The organism is Bdellovibrio sp. SKB1291214 (assembly GCF_002209355.2).
GTDB lineage: Bacteria > Bdellovibrionota > Bdellovibrionia > Bdellovibrionales > Bdellovibrionaceae > Bdellovibrio.
The window spans coordinates 1414440-1429199 of record NZ_CP106855.1 but is presented as its reverse complement, the minus strand read 5'-3'; the positions used below and the strand labels follow the sequence as shown (position 1 = coordinate 1429199).

General features: G+C 44.8%; 17 protein-coding genes. 14 read left to right on the top strand and 3 right to left on the bottom strand.

Translation table 11 applies throughout. The annotated features are described in order from the left end of the window. Positions 1-32: 32 nt before the first annotated feature. Positions 33-371, bottom strand: coding sequence for a P-II family nitrogen regulator (locus tag B9G69_RS07065; protein WP_088617238.1), 339 nt, complete (start codon positions 369-371; stop codon positions 33-35). A gap of 236 nt (positions 372-607) precedes the next feature. Here B9G69_RS07065 and B9G69_RS07060 point away from each other — a divergent pair, with 236 nt between their 5' ends. From B9G69_RS07060 to bamE, 6 genes are all read left to right on the top strand, one after another. After that, a complete protein-coding gene (locus tag B9G69_RS07060; protein WP_254916951.1) occupies positions 608-1210 on the top strand; it encodes a gamma-glutamylcyclotransferase family protein in 603 nt (200 codons plus the stop codon). Beyond that, on the top strand, positions 1203-1679 hold the full coding sequence (locus tag B9G69_RS07055; protein WP_088616209.1) for a tRNA (cytidine(34)-2'-O)-methyltransferase: 477 nt from the start codon (positions 1203-1205) through the stop codon (positions 1677-1679). The genes B9G69_RS07060 and B9G69_RS07055 overlap by 8 nt, the downstream gene beginning before the upstream one ends. A 221-nt stretch (positions 1680-1900) precedes the next feature. Further along, positions 1901-4576, top strand: coding sequence for a preprotein translocase subunit SecA (secA, locus tag B9G69_RS07050; RefSeq protein ID WP_088616210.1), 2676 nt, complete (start codon positions 1901-1903; stop codon positions 4574-4576). Positions 4577-4696: 120 nt separating this feature from the next. Next, positions 4697-5374 carry a hypothetical protein gene (locus tag B9G69_RS07045; protein ID WP_254916952.1) on the top strand — a complete coding sequence of 226 codons (678 nt, stop codon included), beginning with the start codon at positions 4697-4699 and terminating at the stop codon, positions 5372-5374. Beyond that, entirely contained in the window at positions 5355-5993 is a 639-nt protein-coding gene (locus tag B9G69_RS07040; RefSeq protein ID WP_088616212.1) for a hypothetical protein, read from the top strand. Before B9G69_RS07045 ends, B9G69_RS07040 begins: the two co-directional genes overlap by 20 nt. 79 nt (positions 5994-6072) lie before the next feature. Continuing rightward, a complete protein-coding gene (gene bamE, locus B9G69_RS07035; protein ID WP_088616213.1) occupies positions 6073-6516 on the top strand; it encodes an outer membrane protein assembly factor BamE domain-containing protein in 444 nt (147 codons plus the stop codon). Here the strand turns inward: bamE and B9G69_RS07030 are convergent. Both B9G69_RS07030 and B9G69_RS07025 read right to left on the bottom strand, forming a co-directional pair. After that, positions 6506-7099, bottom strand: coding sequence for a hypothetical protein (locus B9G69_RS07030; protein ID WP_088616214.1), 594 nt, complete (start codon positions 7097-7099; stop codon positions 6506-6508). The two genes, bamE and B9G69_RS07030, sit on opposite strands and share 11 nt — an antisense overlap. A gap of 1 nt (position 7100) precedes the next feature. After that, the gene (locus B9G69_RS07025) at positions 7101-7736 is read right to left on the bottom strand and encodes a matrixin family metalloprotease (RefSeq protein WP_088616215.1); all 636 of its coding nucleotides are present in this window, start codon (positions 7734-7736) and stop codon (positions 7101-7103) included. Positions 7737-7848: 112 nt separating this feature from the next. On the opposite strand from B9G69_RS07025, the gene fabG reads away from it, so the two are divergent. The 8 genes from fabG (at position 7849) to cyoE (ending at position 14672) form a co-directional block, all read left to right on the top strand. Beyond that, complete coding sequence (gene fabG / locus B9G69_RS07020; RefSeq protein ID WP_088616216.1) at positions 7849-8598, top strand: 3-oxoacyl-ACP reductase FabG; 750 nt, start codon at positions 7849-7851, stop codon at positions 8596-8598. A gap of 175 nt (positions 8599-8773) precedes the next feature. Then, positions 8774-9307, top strand: a complete 534-nt coding sequence (locus B9G69_RS07015) for a c-type cytochrome (protein ID WP_088616217.1) — start codon at positions 8774-8776, stop codon at positions 9305-9307. 15 nt (positions 9308-9322) lie between these two features. Next, complete coding sequence (locus B9G69_RS07010; RefSeq protein WP_088616218.1) at positions 9323-10204, top strand: SCO family protein; 882 nt, start codon at positions 9323-9325, stop codon at positions 10202-10204. Positions 10205-10210: 6 nt separating this feature from the next. Beyond that, positions 10211-11167 carry a cytochrome c oxidase subunit II gene (gene coxB / locus B9G69_RS07005; protein WP_088616219.1) on the top strand — a complete coding sequence of 319 codons (957 nt, stop codon included), beginning with the start codon at positions 10211-10213 and terminating at the stop codon, positions 11165-11167. Between the two features lie 12 nt (positions 11168-11179). Next, positions 11180-12793 carry a cytochrome c oxidase subunit I gene (gene ctaD / locus B9G69_RS07000; protein WP_088616220.1) on the top strand — a complete coding sequence of 538 codons (1614 nt, stop codon included), beginning with the start codon at positions 11180-11182 and terminating at the stop codon, positions 12791-12793. Beyond that, positions 12780-13442 (top strand): cytochrome c oxidase subunit 3 family protein, encoded by a 663-nt coding sequence (locus tag B9G69_RS06995; RefSeq protein WP_088616221.1) that lies wholly within the window; start codon positions 12780-12782, stop codon positions 13440-13442. Before ctaD ends, B9G69_RS06995 begins: the two co-directional genes overlap by 14 nt. 2 nt (positions 13443-13444) lie before the next feature. Further along, complete coding sequence (locus B9G69_RS06990) at positions 13445-13786, top strand: cytochrome C oxidase subunit IV family protein (RefSeq protein WP_088616222.1); 342 nt, start codon at positions 13445-13447, stop codon at positions 13784-13786. A 7-nt stretch (positions 13787-13793) separates the two neighbouring features. Beyond that, positions 13794-14672, top strand: coding sequence for a heme o synthase (gene cyoE / locus B9G69_RS06985; protein ID WP_088616223.1), 879 nt, complete (start codon positions 13794-13796; stop codon positions 14670-14672). Positions 14673-14760: the final 88 nt, after the last annotated feature.

The following is a 14760-nucleotide window of genomic DNA, read 5'->3' as shown; positions in this document are numbered from 1 at the left end:
AAATAAAAAAATAGCCGTAGCGTTTGCTATGGCTAAAGTGCTTCCTCATTTTTTTCACCCGTACGAATTCTTAGGGCGGATTCAACTGGTAATACAAAGATTTTTCCATCACCGATTTTTCCAGTGTGGGCGGTTTTGCGGATTGCTTCGACGGCACTGTCTATTAAAGCGTCGGGCAACACGACTTCCAGTTTTATCTTGGGAAGAAAATCAACAACGTACTCAGCGCCTTTATAAACTTCGGTACGCCCTTTTTGGCGTCCAAACCCACGAACTTCAGAGACAGTGATACCTTCGATTCCGACTTCGGAGAGAGCATCGACCACATCGTCGAGCTTGAAGGGTTTAATGATAGCCTCTATTTTTTTCATGGATCCCGTTGTTAACTTTTGTGCTGAAGTTGTCGCTAAAGAGAATAGCAAAGGGTTTAAAGAAAGCAAAAAGGACTCAAGCAATTTTATAATTTTAATTTTTCAATAACGCGAAACGCCACCCAATTCTAGGTTGAGCACTCTAGTTGTTTTTGGTACACAGCCCGTCCACGCCGCTTTTATAGGCAGCGTTTTTGGATTCGGAAAACCACTATTGTTGTCAGACCGGGGGGATTATGACTGCAACACGTTTTTTCGTGTATGGATCATTGACTGAGGGCATGGTTCATTACGGTAAGATTCAGAACTTCGTGGAATCATTAAGCTTTGCCAGAATTAAGGCAACCGCTTATCGCTTAAAAGTCGGCTATCCAGCGCTTGTTAAAGGCGGCTCTGATTTGGTTCCAGGGCAGCTTGTAGAGCTGAAAGCTTCAGAACTTCTTGTCAGTCTTCTTGATGAATTTTACGGCTTTAACAGAATGGACCCAGAGAAGAGTCTTTACTCCAGAGAAGAAGTCGATGTGTATATTGAAGGATCTTCTGAGCCAGTGAAGGCATGGACGTACTTTTTAAACACTTTAAAACTTCCAGTGAACGCCACTGTTATTCAGGGTGGTGATTGGAAGAAATCCATCGAAGAGCAACCTTTGTTGACATCTAAGTTGACTGAAAAACAGTCGACTTATATTCAACGCTTAGGACGTTCCACAGGTCGAGAGATCGTACCTATTGATTTGACGCTTTATCGTGATTTGATGAATCTTGAGTTGATCGTCGATAAAGGTCGCAGACTGGCCCTTTCAAAATTGGGCCAAGAGGTTTTTAAACATCTTGGATAATTCGAAGAAAATCTTCCGCATTGTATTGATTGAGCCCGAAATTCCTCAAAACACAGGTAATATCGGGCGCACGTGTGTGGCTACTAATTGCGAATTGCACATTGTCGGCAAGATGGGTTTTGAAATTAATAATACCAATGTAAAACGTGCGGGGCTGGATTACTGGCCTCATCTGACGTGGCATCACCATGCGACGTTCGAAGATTGGTGGAAACTGGTCGAGGACCCGTCGCGCGCTTGGTTCTTTACAACAAAAACAAAACGCACTTATTTCGAGCCGAAATTCCAAGCAGGTGATTGGTTGGTGTTTGGTAAGGAAACAAAAGGTTTGGATCCAGATCTTTTGGCGAAATTTCCATCGCAAACTGTGACTATTCCGATGATCGGGGAGGGCTCACGCAGTTTGAATCTAGCAACGAGTGTTGCGATCGCCGCCTATGAGGGTGTGAGACAAATTAAATACACATAAGTATTTCGTGTTGCGAATCCGCGTGCGGAATATGGTAATTAAATTGGTTTAATGCAAGTAAGGGCATTTCATTTTTTTTCGATTTATTTTCCCTCTCCTACAACTGTGTTGGTCCTTAGTCTTGGTTTACAAATTTCCGAGTGATCTCGCCTTAATGACGCGCCGATATATTCCCCCCTTGCCTTGCAGCTCACATCTGTTTCGAGCTATCCTTAGCCACTATGGTAACGCAAATACTTACAAAAATATTCGGAACTAAGCACGATCGTGAAATGAAAAAGATCCAACCTATGGTGGATCGTATCAATGCCTTGGAACCTCAAATGAAGGCACTCACGGACGAACAACTAAAAGCAAAAACTCCTGAGTTCCAGGAGCGTTTGAAAAAAGGCGAGACAGTTAACGACATCTTGCCAGAAGCATTTGCAGTTTGCCGTGAAGCTTCGGTTCGTGTTTTAGGCATGCGCCATTACGACGTTCAGTTGATCGGTGGTATCGTTCTTAATAGCGGTAAAATCGCCGAGATGAGAACGGGTGAAGGTAAAACTCTCGTGGCGACTTTGCCCGTTTACCTGAATGCACTTACAGGTAAAGGCGTTCACGTTGTTACGGTGAATGACTACTTGGTTCGTCGTGACTCTGAACACATGGGTCGTCTGTACGGCTGGCTGGGTCTTACAACAGGTATCATCGTTCACGGTTTGAATGATCAACAACGTAAAGAAATGTACGGTTGCGATATCACTTACTGCACGAACAATGAACTTGGTTTCGATTATCTTCGTGACAATATGAAGTTCGATCTTGCTGATTACGTTCAACGTGGTCACAACTATGCGATTGTGGACGAGTGTGACTCTATCTTAGTTGACGAAGCACGTACGCCGTTGATTATCTCGGGTCCTGCGGAAGCTTCTACCGAAAAATACCAAATCGTAAACTCCATCATCCCGCATTTGAAACGTGACGTTCACTTCACCATGGAAGAAAAGTCTAAAACGGCTTCTTTGACAGATGAAGGGAACGCAAAAGTTGAAGAGTTGTTGGGCGTAGGCAATCTTTACGATCCACAAAACATCGAACTTCTTCACCATGTTTACCAAGGTTTGAAAGCTCATTACTTGTACCGCCTTGATGTTGAATACATGATCAAAGACGGCGAAATCGTGATCGTGGATGAGTTTACAGGCCGTTTGATGCCAGGTCGTCGTTGGTCAGACGGTCTTCACCAAGCAATCGAAGCTAAAGAAGGTGTTGAAGTTAAATCTGAAAACCAAACTTTGGCGACCATCACGTTCCAAAACTATTTCCGCATGTACGATAAACTTTCAGGCATGACGGGTACTGCTGACACAGAAGCTGTAGAGTTCAAAAAAATCTACAATCTTGAAGTGAACGTGATCCCGACAAATAAACCCATCCGTCGTTTAGACGAAGAGGATGTGGTTTATAAATCTGAAAAAGCAAAATACAAAGCTATCACTGCAGATATCAAAGAGCGTTCTTCAAAAGGTCAACCGATCCTTGTGGGGACAGCCTCTATCGAGAAATCTGAGGCTTTGAGCCGCTTCCTTCGTAACGAAGGTATTAAACACGAAGTTCTAAATGCAAAACACCACGAACGCGAAGCTGAAATTATCGCGCAAGCAGGTCGTAAGGGTTCAGTAACTATCGCCACAAATATGGCGGGTCGTGGTACTGACATCATGCTTGGTGGTAACGCCGAGATGTTGGCAAAAGCCGCTGTTGGAAACGACGATTCCCCAGAGTACCAAGAGGCTTTGGCGAAAGTTAAAGGCCAAGTCGAAGCTGAACGTAACCAAGTTCGTGAATTGGGTGGTTTGTACATCATCGGTACAGAACGCCATGAATCGCGTCGTATCGACAATCAGCTACGTGGTCGTTCGGGTCGTCAAGGTGACCCGGGTGAATCTCGCTTCTATCTTTCTTTGGAAGATAATTTGATGAGAATCTTCAACGGTGAACGCATCCAAAAAATCATGGAAATGTTGAACATCCCTGAGGACGAGCCGATTACAGCTAAAATGGTGACGAATGCAGTTGAGGGTGCTCAACGTAAAGTCGAGGGTCACCAATTCGATATCCGTAAGAACTTGATGGACTATGATACAGTGATGAACAACCAACGTAACGCTATCTATGGAATGCGCCGTAACCTCCTTGAAGGTAAAGACGTTGAGCGTTCTGTATTGGATATGTTGGGTGATGTTGTTTCAAACATCCTTGATACATACGTTCCAGAAGACGGCAAAAAAGAAGAGTTTAACGTTGAGGGTTTGAATAACTCGTTGGCGCAAACTTTCGGTTTCAAAATCGATTTTGACGGCAAAGCGGTAAATTCTGAAATGATCATCGAGCAAGTTCGTAACGGTGTTAAAGCCGTTTACGATCGCCAAAAAGAATCCATGGGTCCTTTCTTTGAGCAAGTTCAGAAAATGGTTTTGCTTCAATCCATTGACCATCACTGGAAAATGCACTTGGCCGTTATCGATAAGTTGAAAGAAGGTATCGGTCTGCGCGGATATGCTCAGAAAGATCCTTTGATCGAATACAAAAAAGAAGCTTTTGCAGCTTTTGAGACTTTGAACAACACGATCAAAGCTGACGCTATTGAAAAAATCATGCGAGTTCAGTTGGTTCCTCAGCAATCTGAAGAAGAAATGCTAGAGAGCCTTCGCCCGGATGAAACTGATTTGGAAGAGCTTGATTATTCTTCTCCGTCAGAAGCTGACATCGGTCATTCATTGCCTGAAGTTGGTGGATCTGAAGAGCCTCAGAAACGTAAAATGACGTTCCAAAGCGGCCCTGTTGAAGATCGTCCGATGAATCGTGAAGAGCGCCGTCGTATTGAAAAATCAGGCAAAGGGAAAAAGTAATTGGCCCAATGTCCGAACTGCCAACAACCAGTTGAGATTCTGGATAAGCACTTAGGGACTCTATTTACGTGTCCCTTTTGTGCGGCGGTTTTCTTTGTAAATTACGAGGGCCAACCGGAAATGGCTTCTCACGAAGTCGAACAAGCACCGGATGCCAGCTTTGGATCAGTTGAGCAAAACGAAAACGCTTTTGCTCAACCATCGACCGAAACAAATTACGGAGTTCCTGCTCCGGATTTTTCTAACTCAGATCAATATATCGAGCCGACACAAGAGCAAGGCTATCAACCACAAGAAAGCGCTGATTCATTCGGTGAATACAACGTGGATCAAGCCGGTGGTGGCTTCAATGAAACACCTTTGTCAGAGCAATACTCTGAAGGTCTTTCTGAAGCGGCGTCCGAGTCAGAGCCCGCTTACGAGATGAATTCCTCTGAAAACTTTGATTACACAGATAACTTAAACCAACCCGTTGAACCTATTGTGGAACCAAAAACCTCAGACGATTCAAATTTCGCTGATGTTCTTGAGTTTGCCAATGCCAATACGAACTCCGGTAACTTTTCTTATGCCGTGATCGTGGAAGGTATTGATAGCAGTCATTTGGTTCATCAGCTTAGAGAGGCCATGACGGACTCTAAATTTGGCTGGAACGTGAGTGAACTCTTAACTCACATTGGCGGGGGGAGATTGGTGATTACAGGCTTAAGCCCGGCTAAAGCTTCCGTCTTCATCAACCGAATTAAGTATCTGCCATTTAAGGTTTCTTGGAGGCAAGATGTTCTCTCTGGTTCTTAGATCCATTCTTATATTAATCACAGTGATGTCAGTTGCGATGGCTGCCTACGCAAATGAAGGCGGTGGTCATGGCGGTGGTGAAGAAAAGAAAGCCGAAGGCGGAGAGAAGAAAGAGGGCGAAGGCGGCGCCGAGGAAAAGCCCGTTAAATCTGCTGAAGAAAGCTATGACAAAGTCGCCGCAAAAGTTGCAGCCCTTGAAGCCAAAGTTCACTCTGGCCAAGAGGAAATCGAAAAACTTATCGAAGAAAAAGCTCACACGAAAGATCCTGCCAGAATTAATGAGATCGTGAAGCAGATGCTGACGCTTCACAAAGAGCTGAAAAAGAACGTCGAAGAATATGACCAAGTTCGCGGTTTAATGAAATATCGTTACCCGGAAAAGGGCTTGGCCACAAAGCGAGAATACGAGCGCATCGAAGTAAAATCCCTAGATGATATGGAATCTCAGATGAGCCTTTCTTCGTCAGTAAAACGCACGATGAAAAAGGTTCGCACACAATATGATACTCCCGACCAGGCGAAAGCGCGTAAAGAAGCAGAGGTCGCGGGGCACGCAGAAGGCTCTAAAAAGAAAAAGAAAGAGCCTGAGCTTACGGAACCCGTCATTCTTAAGAAATAGTGTTTCAAACTGATACAAGGGCTTCGGGGTCCTTCCGCTCCTAAACCAGAACTGCTATTCTAAAAGGGTGGGGGAAATCATGTACCGACTGATGTCGATTCCGATCGTCGTTATTGGGCTGTTCACATCAGCTTGTCAGACCTCTATGCTAAAGCAGTTTGAGTCTATCAAGCCGGGCATGGAAAAAGATGATGTTCTTGATCTCATGGGAAGCCCCAACCAAACTCAACGTGTTTCCGGTAAAGACCGCTGGTATTACACGTTCTATGACAAACGCATCCGTTTTCAAAAAGAGGTGCAGTTCGTTGATAACACCGCAATTTACATCGGAGAAGTATATCAGCCCCCAGCAGATCAAACAGCGGTAGCAGTTGATGCACGAAATGAAGAACGCAATAAATCTCTTGATGAGCAGGCGAAAAAAGAAGTGATTGAAAATCGTAAGGCGTATGACGCTTACGAAGCGCAAACTAAGGGCACAGATAAAGTTCGTTACTTGCCTACGTTTGAACCTATTCGCTAAAACTTAGCGGAGTTCCTAAGACAGAAATGATTTCGTAACCGGTTACCTCTAGGTAATCGGTTTTGTCGCTATTATAGAGTTTTATTCCAGTCCATACCCACTGGTAGTCGCCCGGAGGAAGATCTACAAGTATCCCTTCTAAGTGCAGACCATCTGCAGCGACAGTGCAATGACCTTGAATCACTGTATGAGGAATATCACCGGAAACAGCAACGCCATCGGCTGAAAAATTCAATTCAATATGTGGATAGCGTTGGCAGACGGAGATCTTGGTGCCGTCTTGGTCTTTCATAAAGAAATGGCCCAAGTGAAGTCTTTTGCCGTCGCTAAAATCAGTAACTTTGGAATCTTTCAAGAGTTGATACTTAAACGCTTTTTGAAAAGCTATGGGATTTGACCCTGACAAGTCTGAACTTGCCATTGCCGTATCCATTTGAGCTTCCTGTTCGGTGGAAGCAATCTTGCGACTGCTTGTTGCGCGATTATTCAAGTAAGTGATGATGACTGGAAATGCCAGCAACAGCAGGATAACAGTGACTCTGCGTTGTTTATTAATCTGAACGGGCTTTTTTTCTTCACTCATTTTAGTACTCGCATTTCAGTGCTTTGCGGTCTGCATCTGTTAATACATCACGCTTCGTTCCCGCGTTCAATACAGGCCACATCACAGTCGAGAGAGTGGAACGATGTTTTAATCCTAATACGTGTCCGAATTCATGCACCATCAAGCTGTGCAAATGCAAATCTGAAGTCAGTTCCGGGTGCTCGATATAAAAGCGGAAGTATTTTGCATCTACTGTCAGGTCAGCTTCCGTCATTTTATTATTGTTCCAATACAGAGAGGTTACGGCTTGCAGATTGGGTGATTTAGTCCAATTTGTATTCCAATAGATTCCGCTGCGACCGTCTTTGCTGCCATCGTAAGAAATATCGTCCTCATTAGCGATATTAAACAAAGTCATTCCGGCGGCGTCTTCCCATACCTGGGCAGCAGAGCGCACAATAGATTCATACTCTTGGGGAACATTTTTAGAAATGAACATGCGAACTGGCAAAGTTGTTTTCCAAGAAACTCTTTGGCCGTAAACGTTTTGTACAAATCCGCAGTCTTCTTGAGCAGCGCTTGCAAGCGTCGTCTCGGACCCAGGGCCCAAAGTTACTCCCTGCTGACATCCACTTACTAAAAAGCTCAACAATGTGAATACTAAAAATTTGTACATATCCTCCAATTTACCATTGAATAGTCAGTTCAAAGAACACTCCATTCTTGTTCTCGACCTTTGACGGGTCCTGTGTCCCTCCTTGCCTCGTGGGGTCGTGGGGCGTAGGCTCATGGGCATGATAAATTTTAAGTTCATTAATAAAAATGCTGTGGTTACGGGTGGCGCTGCTGGTATTGGTCTAGAGATTTCTCAGAGTTTTCTGGCTGCGGGTGGAAATGTATCCGTGTGGGATTATTCAGAAAAGGCCTTGGAAGCTGCCAGGGATGAGCTTTCTAAGTTCGGTTCCCAAGTTCAGTACGTTCAAGTCGATATCACCAATCGCGATTCTGTTGCGAAAGCCGCAGCAGGTTTGCCATGGGCTGTGGATATCCTTGTGAATAATGCCGGAATCACGCGCGATAAATCTTTTGCCAAAATGGGTGCAGATGATTGGGATGCCGTGATTAATACAAACTTAACGGGTTTGTTTAATGTCACAAAAACTTTGCTGGAAAAATTCAATCCAAATTCGAACAACAAACGCATCATTAATATTTCTTCAGTGGTGGGTCTTTACGGTAACTTTGGTCAAACAAACTATGCGGCTGCTAAGTCAGGTGTTATTGGTATGACTAAAACGTGGGGTAAAGAGTTGGGACGGAAGGGGTTCACATCCAATGCGATTGCTCCGGGCTTTATTAATACGGCGATGACCAAAGCCATGCCCAAAGAAGCGATTGATGCTATGGCAGCTAAGATCCCAGTGATGCGCCTTGGCGAAACATCGGACATCGCCAACGCGGTTCTGTTTTTGGCAAGCGAGCAGGCTGCCTACATCAACGCAACTGTTCTAAGTGTTGATGGTGGCATCACTTTATAATTTGCAAATTGAGAGCGAGTATCAGTGCCGCGAAAACAGCTTTTGCGGCGCAACAATGTCAGCTGGACATCTGGGTGTAATTTGTTGCGGTCCCTAGGGTTTTCCGGTACTTAACTTAGATTATATTACAATACTGTGACAAAACTTTTTTGCGTCCCTTTCGGAGTGCCAGCCTATGTCTGAAAATAAAGATCATTATAACCGCGGTGGTTTGTTCGCATTCATGTTTTCTATGGTGTTCGTCTTCGCATTTTTCTTCTACCTTGTTGTCATCAATAAAGGTGTGGATTTGGCAGAGAACGTTGTAGATCCAAATGCACCAGCTGCAGCAACAGGTCCTGTGTTCGATATCACGACTGTGAAAGAACCATGGGTAGAAACTCCTGAGATGATCGCTTACGGTCAGAAATTCTTCAAAACAAACTGTGCTATGTGCCACGGTGAAAAGGGTCTGGGCGACGGTGCTGCGGGTGCAGCTTTGAATCCTAAGCCACGTAACTTGGTTGAAGGTAAATGGACTCAGGGTGATGGTATCATCAATCACTTTAAAGTCGTTACTAATGGTATTCCGGGTTCATCAATGGCCGCTTTCGGTCACTTCAAAGTTGCTGATCGTTGGGCTGTTACTCACTTCATCAATTCAATCACGAACAACAAATCTAAAGACGATCCTGCTAAAGTTGCTGAGTTTGCAAAAACCGCAAAATAATTAGGAAGTTACTTAATGTTGAAAAGTCATTTTGTTTTGAAAGCAAAAACAATGGGAATGGTTCTAACTGGAACCGTTCTCGTTTTGTTTTCAGCACCAAAGACTTTTGCCTACAATGGCCCTGAAGCAGGGATGGCTGCGAACGATAAAGCTCGCGAACTTCAGGGTGTTGGGATTGATGAAAAGTTGGGTCACAAACTCGACTTGGGAATGACTTTTAAGGATGAAACGGGCAAGGACGTCGCACTTCGCGATTACTTTGACGGAAAACATCCCATCATTCTTTCGCCTGTGTATTTTAAATGTCCGGGCTTGTGCAACTTTCACCTTAACGGTCTGACAGATGCACTTAAAGTGATGGAAAAAAATTGGACTGTGGGCGACAAGTTTAAAGTTGTCGCGATCAGTTTTGACTCGAAAGAAACACCTGAGGACGCCGCTACGAAAAAGGCGTTGTACATGAAGATGTACGATCGCGCGGGATCTGAAGGCGGTTGGCACTTTTTGACTGGTAACGACCAGCAAGTAAGAGCTTTGACAGAGTCTATTGGTTTTAAGTTCAGATGGGATGAAACTCAAAAGGAGTGGGCACATGCTTCAGCAGCAGTTGTCGTTTCTCCTGATGGCACGGTTTCACGCTATCTTCCTGGGATTATGTTTAATCAGCAGGATATTAAATTGGCGTTGAACGAAGCGACCGAAGGAAAAATCGGATCGTTCGTAGATAGCCTAGTGCTGTATTGTTTTAAATACGACCCACACAAGAGCAAGTACTCCCTTGCTGCAGTTTCGGTGATGAAGCTGGGCGGAGGAGTGATGGTTCTTGTGATGGTTTTATGGTTATTGCCGCTTTATATTCGCTCCCGCAGAGCGAAGAAGAATGTGGCGGGGAGATAAAGGTACATGATGTGGTTTAATATTGCGAAGGCCCAATCCTTCATGCCAACGCAAGGAACCGAGATTGCCAAGCAGGTGGACAATCTTTACGGATTCTTGCTGATTACAAGTTTCATCGCCTGCGTGCTGGTTATCGGCGGGATGATTTATTTTGTACTTAAGTACAAACGTAAATCTGAAAACGACAAAACAGCATACATCTCTCACAGCACAGTGTTGGAGTTCTTGTGGTCATTTATTCCACTTGTGATCTTCCTAGCGGTGTTCGCATGGGGTTGGTACATCTATCACGGCATGAGAACTATGCCGAAAGATGCTCTTGAAATTAACGTCCTTGGTAAACAGTGGGCATGGGAGATCGAGTACAAAAACGGTTTTAAAGCCGTGAATGAACTTGTCGTTCCAGTGAACACTGATGTGAAGTTGCTTTTGACTTCTCAAGACGTGATCCACTCTTTCTTCATTCCATCTTTCCGTATCAAGCAAGACGCCGTTCCGGGTCGTTACACAGCATTGTGGTTCCGCGCAGAAAAAATGGGCGAATTCCACGTATTCTGTGCTGAGTACTGCGGTACTACTCACTCCGGTATGATCGGTAAAGTACGTGTTGTGACTCGTGCTGAATTCGACAAATACATGGAAGAGGGCCAAGAAGAAGGCCAATTGCCAATTGCTGAACGTGGTAAAAAACTTTTCGCGTTGAAAGCGTGCGCATCTTGCCACGCTGTCGACAATCCTGCCGCAAAAGTTGGTCCATCATTGTTCCAAGTATTCGGTCACGAAGTTGAATTGGATGGCGGCGGTAAAGTTACTGCGGATGAAAACTACATCCGTGAATCTATCCTTCAACCAAATGCAAAAATCGTAAAAGGTTTCCCTAAAGGCGTTATGCCAACGTTCCAGGGTCAGATTAACGAAAACGAGCTTAACGCACTTATCGAGTACGTTAAGAGCTTGAAATAAGGAGTGAAGCTTATGGGTGCACATTCATCATCAGCTCACGGCGCAGACTATATTAATTGTGAAAAAGGCCTTTGGTCATGGTTAACAACGGTTGACCATAAACGTATCGGTCTTATGTACATGATCGCTGTTATGTTCTTTTTCTTTGTCGGCGGGGTTATGGCCTTGCTTCTTCGTTTGGAACTTTTCGCTCCGAATGTTGTTGCGGGTGCAGGACAAGTATTGAAAAACGGTGACGTTTACAATCAGGTCCTAACTTATCACGGCGCGATCATGGTCTTCATGGTTATCGTTCCTGGTATCCCAGCTATTCTTGGTAACTTCTTCTTGCCAATCCATTTGGGAGCAGCCGACGTTGCTTTCCCTAAGATCAACTTGGCAAGTTGGTACGTATTCATGATCGGTGCTTTGATGGCCGTTGCGACTTTCTTCACAACTAAAATCGACACTGGTTGGACGTTCTATACTCCGTACTCCATCCGTACTGGTACCGCGACTGTTCTAATGGTGGTCGCAGCCTTCGTAATGGGTATGTCTTCCATCATGACAGGTCTAAACTTCATCGTAACGGTTCACAAACTTAGAGCACCGGGTATGACAATGCACCGTATGCCTTTGTTCGTTTGGGCCCTTTACTCAACTGCGATTCTGCAAATGCTTGCGACTCCAGTTTTGGGTATTACTTTGATGTTGTTGGCTGCTGAGAAAATCTTTGGTGTTGGTATCTTCGATCCGGCACTTGGTGGTGACCCAGTATTGTTCCAACATTTCTTCTGGTTCTATTCGCATCCAGCGGTTTACATCATGATCCTTCCAGCAATGGGTGTGATCTCTGAAGTGATCGCCACCTTCTCTCGCAAAGTAATCTTCGGTTACACCGCGATTGCATACTCTTCTCTAGGTATCGCAGCGGTATCGTTCTTCGTTTGGGGACATCACATGTTCGTTTCTGGTCAATCAGCGACGGCAGGTATCTTGTTCTCGTTCATCACGATGCTGGTTGGGGTTCCAACAGCGATCAAGATGTTCAACTGGGTAGCGACAATTTATAAAGGTTCTGTGAGCTTCGACTCTCCCATGTTGTTCGCTCTTGGTTTCTTGTTCCTGTTCGCAATCGGTGGTGTGACGGGTATCATGCTTGCGACTCTTCCAATCGACGTTCACTTCCACGATACATACTTCGTGGTAGCCCATTTCCACTACGTGATGGTGGGTGGTACATTGATGGCATTGATGGGTGGCTTCTATTACTGGTTCCCAAAAATGTTCGGTAAAATGTTTAACGAAGCTGCGGCCCGCATGTCTTTCGTATTCATCTTTATCGGTTTCAACGTGACTTTCTTCCCTCAATTCATCTTGGGTGCGATGGGTATGCCACGTCGTTATTTCGACTACATCCCGAACTATGAACAGTTGAACAAAATTTCTACTGTTGGTTCTTGGTTGATCCTAACTGGTTTCTTGATCGGTCTTTATGTGATCGTACAAGGTATCAGGAAAGGTCCGAAAGCTTCTGCAAACCCATGGGGTTCAAAAACTCTTGAGTGGCAGACGTCTTCTCCACCTCCACAATTTAACTTCGATGTTGAACCAGTAGTAACAGCGGGGCCTTATGAGTACAGATAACGTAGCACACCCACACGCAGCACACGTGTCGCATCACTTTAAAGATGCGACTCAACAGTACGATAGCGGCAAGCAAGGTATTTGGTTGTTCATGGTGACCGAGATCCTTATGTTCGGTGCCCTTTTGGTTGGCTATGGTATCTTCCACGTTATCTATCCAGAGATGTTCGCTGAAGGCGCAAAACAGTTGGATTGGAAGCTAGGTTTCATCAATACTCTAGTTCTTATCTTCTCCTCCTTCACGATGGCGATCTCGATCCAGCTGATCCAACGTAACGAAACAAAGAAAGCGGCTCTTGCTTTGGCGACGACGATTCTTTGTGGTGCGATCTTCATGGTGATCAAATACTTCGAGTGGACACATAAATTCCATTTGGGCTTCTATCCAGGTCGTTTCTTGGATATGGCAAAAACGGGTGCAGAGCACGCGAACCTTGGTATGTACTTCGGTTTCTATTTCTGCATGACAGGTCTGCACGGTCTTCACGTGTTGATTGGTATGGGTTGTATCGCTTGGTTGTTGATCAGAACTATGCGCGGTGAGTTCCACTCCCAATACTGGTTGCCAGTTGAGGGTGTAGGTATTTTCTGGCACATCGTCGACTTGATCTGGATCTTCCTATTCCCTCTTCTTTATCTGGTGGGTTAACAATGGCAGCAGCAAATAATCACAAACACGATCCTAACGTTCTTCATCCACATATCTCTCCAACTTCAATGTACTTGAAGATTGCAGGGGCTTTGTTTGGTCTAACTATCTTGACGGTAGTAGCCCACCAATTCCACGAGGTATTGGGTGTATTGGCGTCTCCAATCGCATTTTTGATCGCGGCAGTTAAGGCGACTCTGGTTTTGTTGTACTTCATGCACTTGAAGGACGATAACAACATGAATCGCGTGATCTTCGCGTCTGGCTTCTTTTTCTTGCTAGTTCTTCTGTTCTTTAGCGTTATCGATATCGTTACGCGTGTTGCAGAAGTGAGTCCGCTCTAAGACCGCTGTGTTAAAGACATACGCGGATCTTACTAAGTTTGGCATAGTCGTCTTTTCTGTATTGGCAGGATTGGCCGGCTATGCCACTGGTTTTCAGAGTGAAAACCCCTTCGACTGGAAAATCTTCCTAGAAACTCTTCTTGGTATTTACTTTCTGAGCTCGGGCTCTTTGGCCTTGAACCAAGTTCAAGACTGGAAGCTTGATGCCCTTATGCCTCGTACAAAAAACCGTCCCATTCCTGCAGGTCGTTTAAAGCCAGCGGCGGCGGGTATTTTGTCTTTCTTTTTCTTGTTTGTCGGTTTGCAATTGTTGTTCACAGTGCAACCCGTGGCAGGATGGGTTGGCCTGATCTGCGTCGTTTTCTATAACGGCCCCTACACTTTATATCTGAAAAAAAAATGGGCGTATGGCGCTGTTCCCGGGGCACTACCTGGTGCATTGCCTGTGACAATTGGTTATGCAGCAGCCAATCCTGATATCTTTAATTCTGAATCGATCTACTTGTTCCTGATCATGTTCATCTGGCAGATGCCGCACTTTTGGGTGTTGGCGATTCGTTATAAAGATGACTATGCCGCAGGAGGGATTCCAGTTCTTCCAGTGGCTCGCGGAAATGAAAAGACTTTAGAACAAATCGCTCTTTGGACATTTGCATATGTGGGTGTCGCATTGGCTGCGCCGTTGTTCGTTCATGCAAGCTGGCTTTATATCCTTCTGACTTTTCCATTCGTATTCAAAGTTATGCAGGAACTTTACCGTTACTATAAATCAAAAGGTACGGAGCGCTGGTTGGCGTTTTTCATGTGGCTCAATGTCAGTATGCTGATTTTCATCATCATCCCAGTTATCGACAAGTGGCACTTTCTAATCACTGAAAATCGATAGGTCTGCACTCACGACGAAGTCGCAGTAAATAGGACCCAGCCAAGGCTGGGTTTTTTGTTTCAATCTGAGACATTCCACTGAATTACAA

Bases quoted from the DNA above. Each gene is read 5' to 3' on its own strand.
- B9G69_RS07030 (WP_088616214.1), bottom strand. From the start codon at position 7,099: ATGAGTGAAGAAAAAAAGCCCGTTCAGATTAATAAACAACGCAGAGTC.
- B9G69_RS07045 (WP_254916952.1), top strand. From the start codon at position 4,697: ATGGCTTCTCACGAAGTCGAACAAGCACCGGATGCCAGCTTTGGATCA.
- B9G69_RS07065 (WP_088617238.1), bottom strand. From the start codon at position 371: ATGAAAAAAATAGAGGCTATCATTAAACCCTTCAAGCTCGACGATGTG.
- secA (WP_088616210.1), top strand. From the start codon at position 1,901: ATGGTAACGCAAATACTTACAAAAATATTCGGAACTAAGCACGATCGT.
- B9G69_RS07060 (WP_254916951.1), top strand. From the start codon at position 608: ATGACTGCAACACGTTTTTTCGTGTATGGATCATTGACTGAGGGCATG.
- ctaD (WP_088616220.1), top strand. From the start codon at position 11,180: ATGGGTGCACATTCATCATCAGCTCACGGCGCAGACTATATTAATTGT.
- B9G69_RS07010 (WP_088616218.1), top strand. From the start codon at position 9,323: ATGTTGAAAAGTCATTTTGTTTTGAAAGCAAAAACAATGGGAATGGTT.
- B9G69_RS06990 (WP_088616222.1), top strand. From the start codon at position 13,445: ATGGCAGCAGCAAATAATCACAAACACGATCCTAACGTTCTTCATCCA.
- B9G69_RS06995 (WP_088616221.1), top strand. From the start codon at position 12,780: ATGAGTACAGATAACGTAGCACACCCACACGCAGCACACGTGTCGCAT.
- fabG (WP_088616216.1), top strand. From the start codon at position 7,849: ATGGGCATGATAAATTTTAAGTTCATTAATAAAAATGCTGTGGTTACG.
- B9G69_RS07040 (WP_088616212.1), top strand. From the start codon at position 5,355: ATGTTCTCTCTGGTTCTTAGATCCATTCTTATATTAATCACAGTGATG.
- coxB (WP_088616219.1), top strand. From the start codon at position 10,211: ATGATGTGGTTTAATATTGCGAAGGCCCAATCCTTCATGCCAACGCAA.
- B9G69_RS07015 (WP_088616217.1), top strand. From the start codon at position 8,774: ATGTCTGAAAATAAAGATCATTATAACCGCGGTGGTTTGTTCGCATTC.
- B9G69_RS07025 (WP_088616215.1), bottom strand. From the start codon at position 7,736: ATGTACAAATTTTTAGTATTCACATTGTTGAGCTTTTTAGTAAGTGGA.
- bamE (WP_088616213.1), top strand. From the start codon at position 6,073: ATGTACCGACTGATGTCGATTCCGATCGTCGTTATTGGGCTGTTCACA.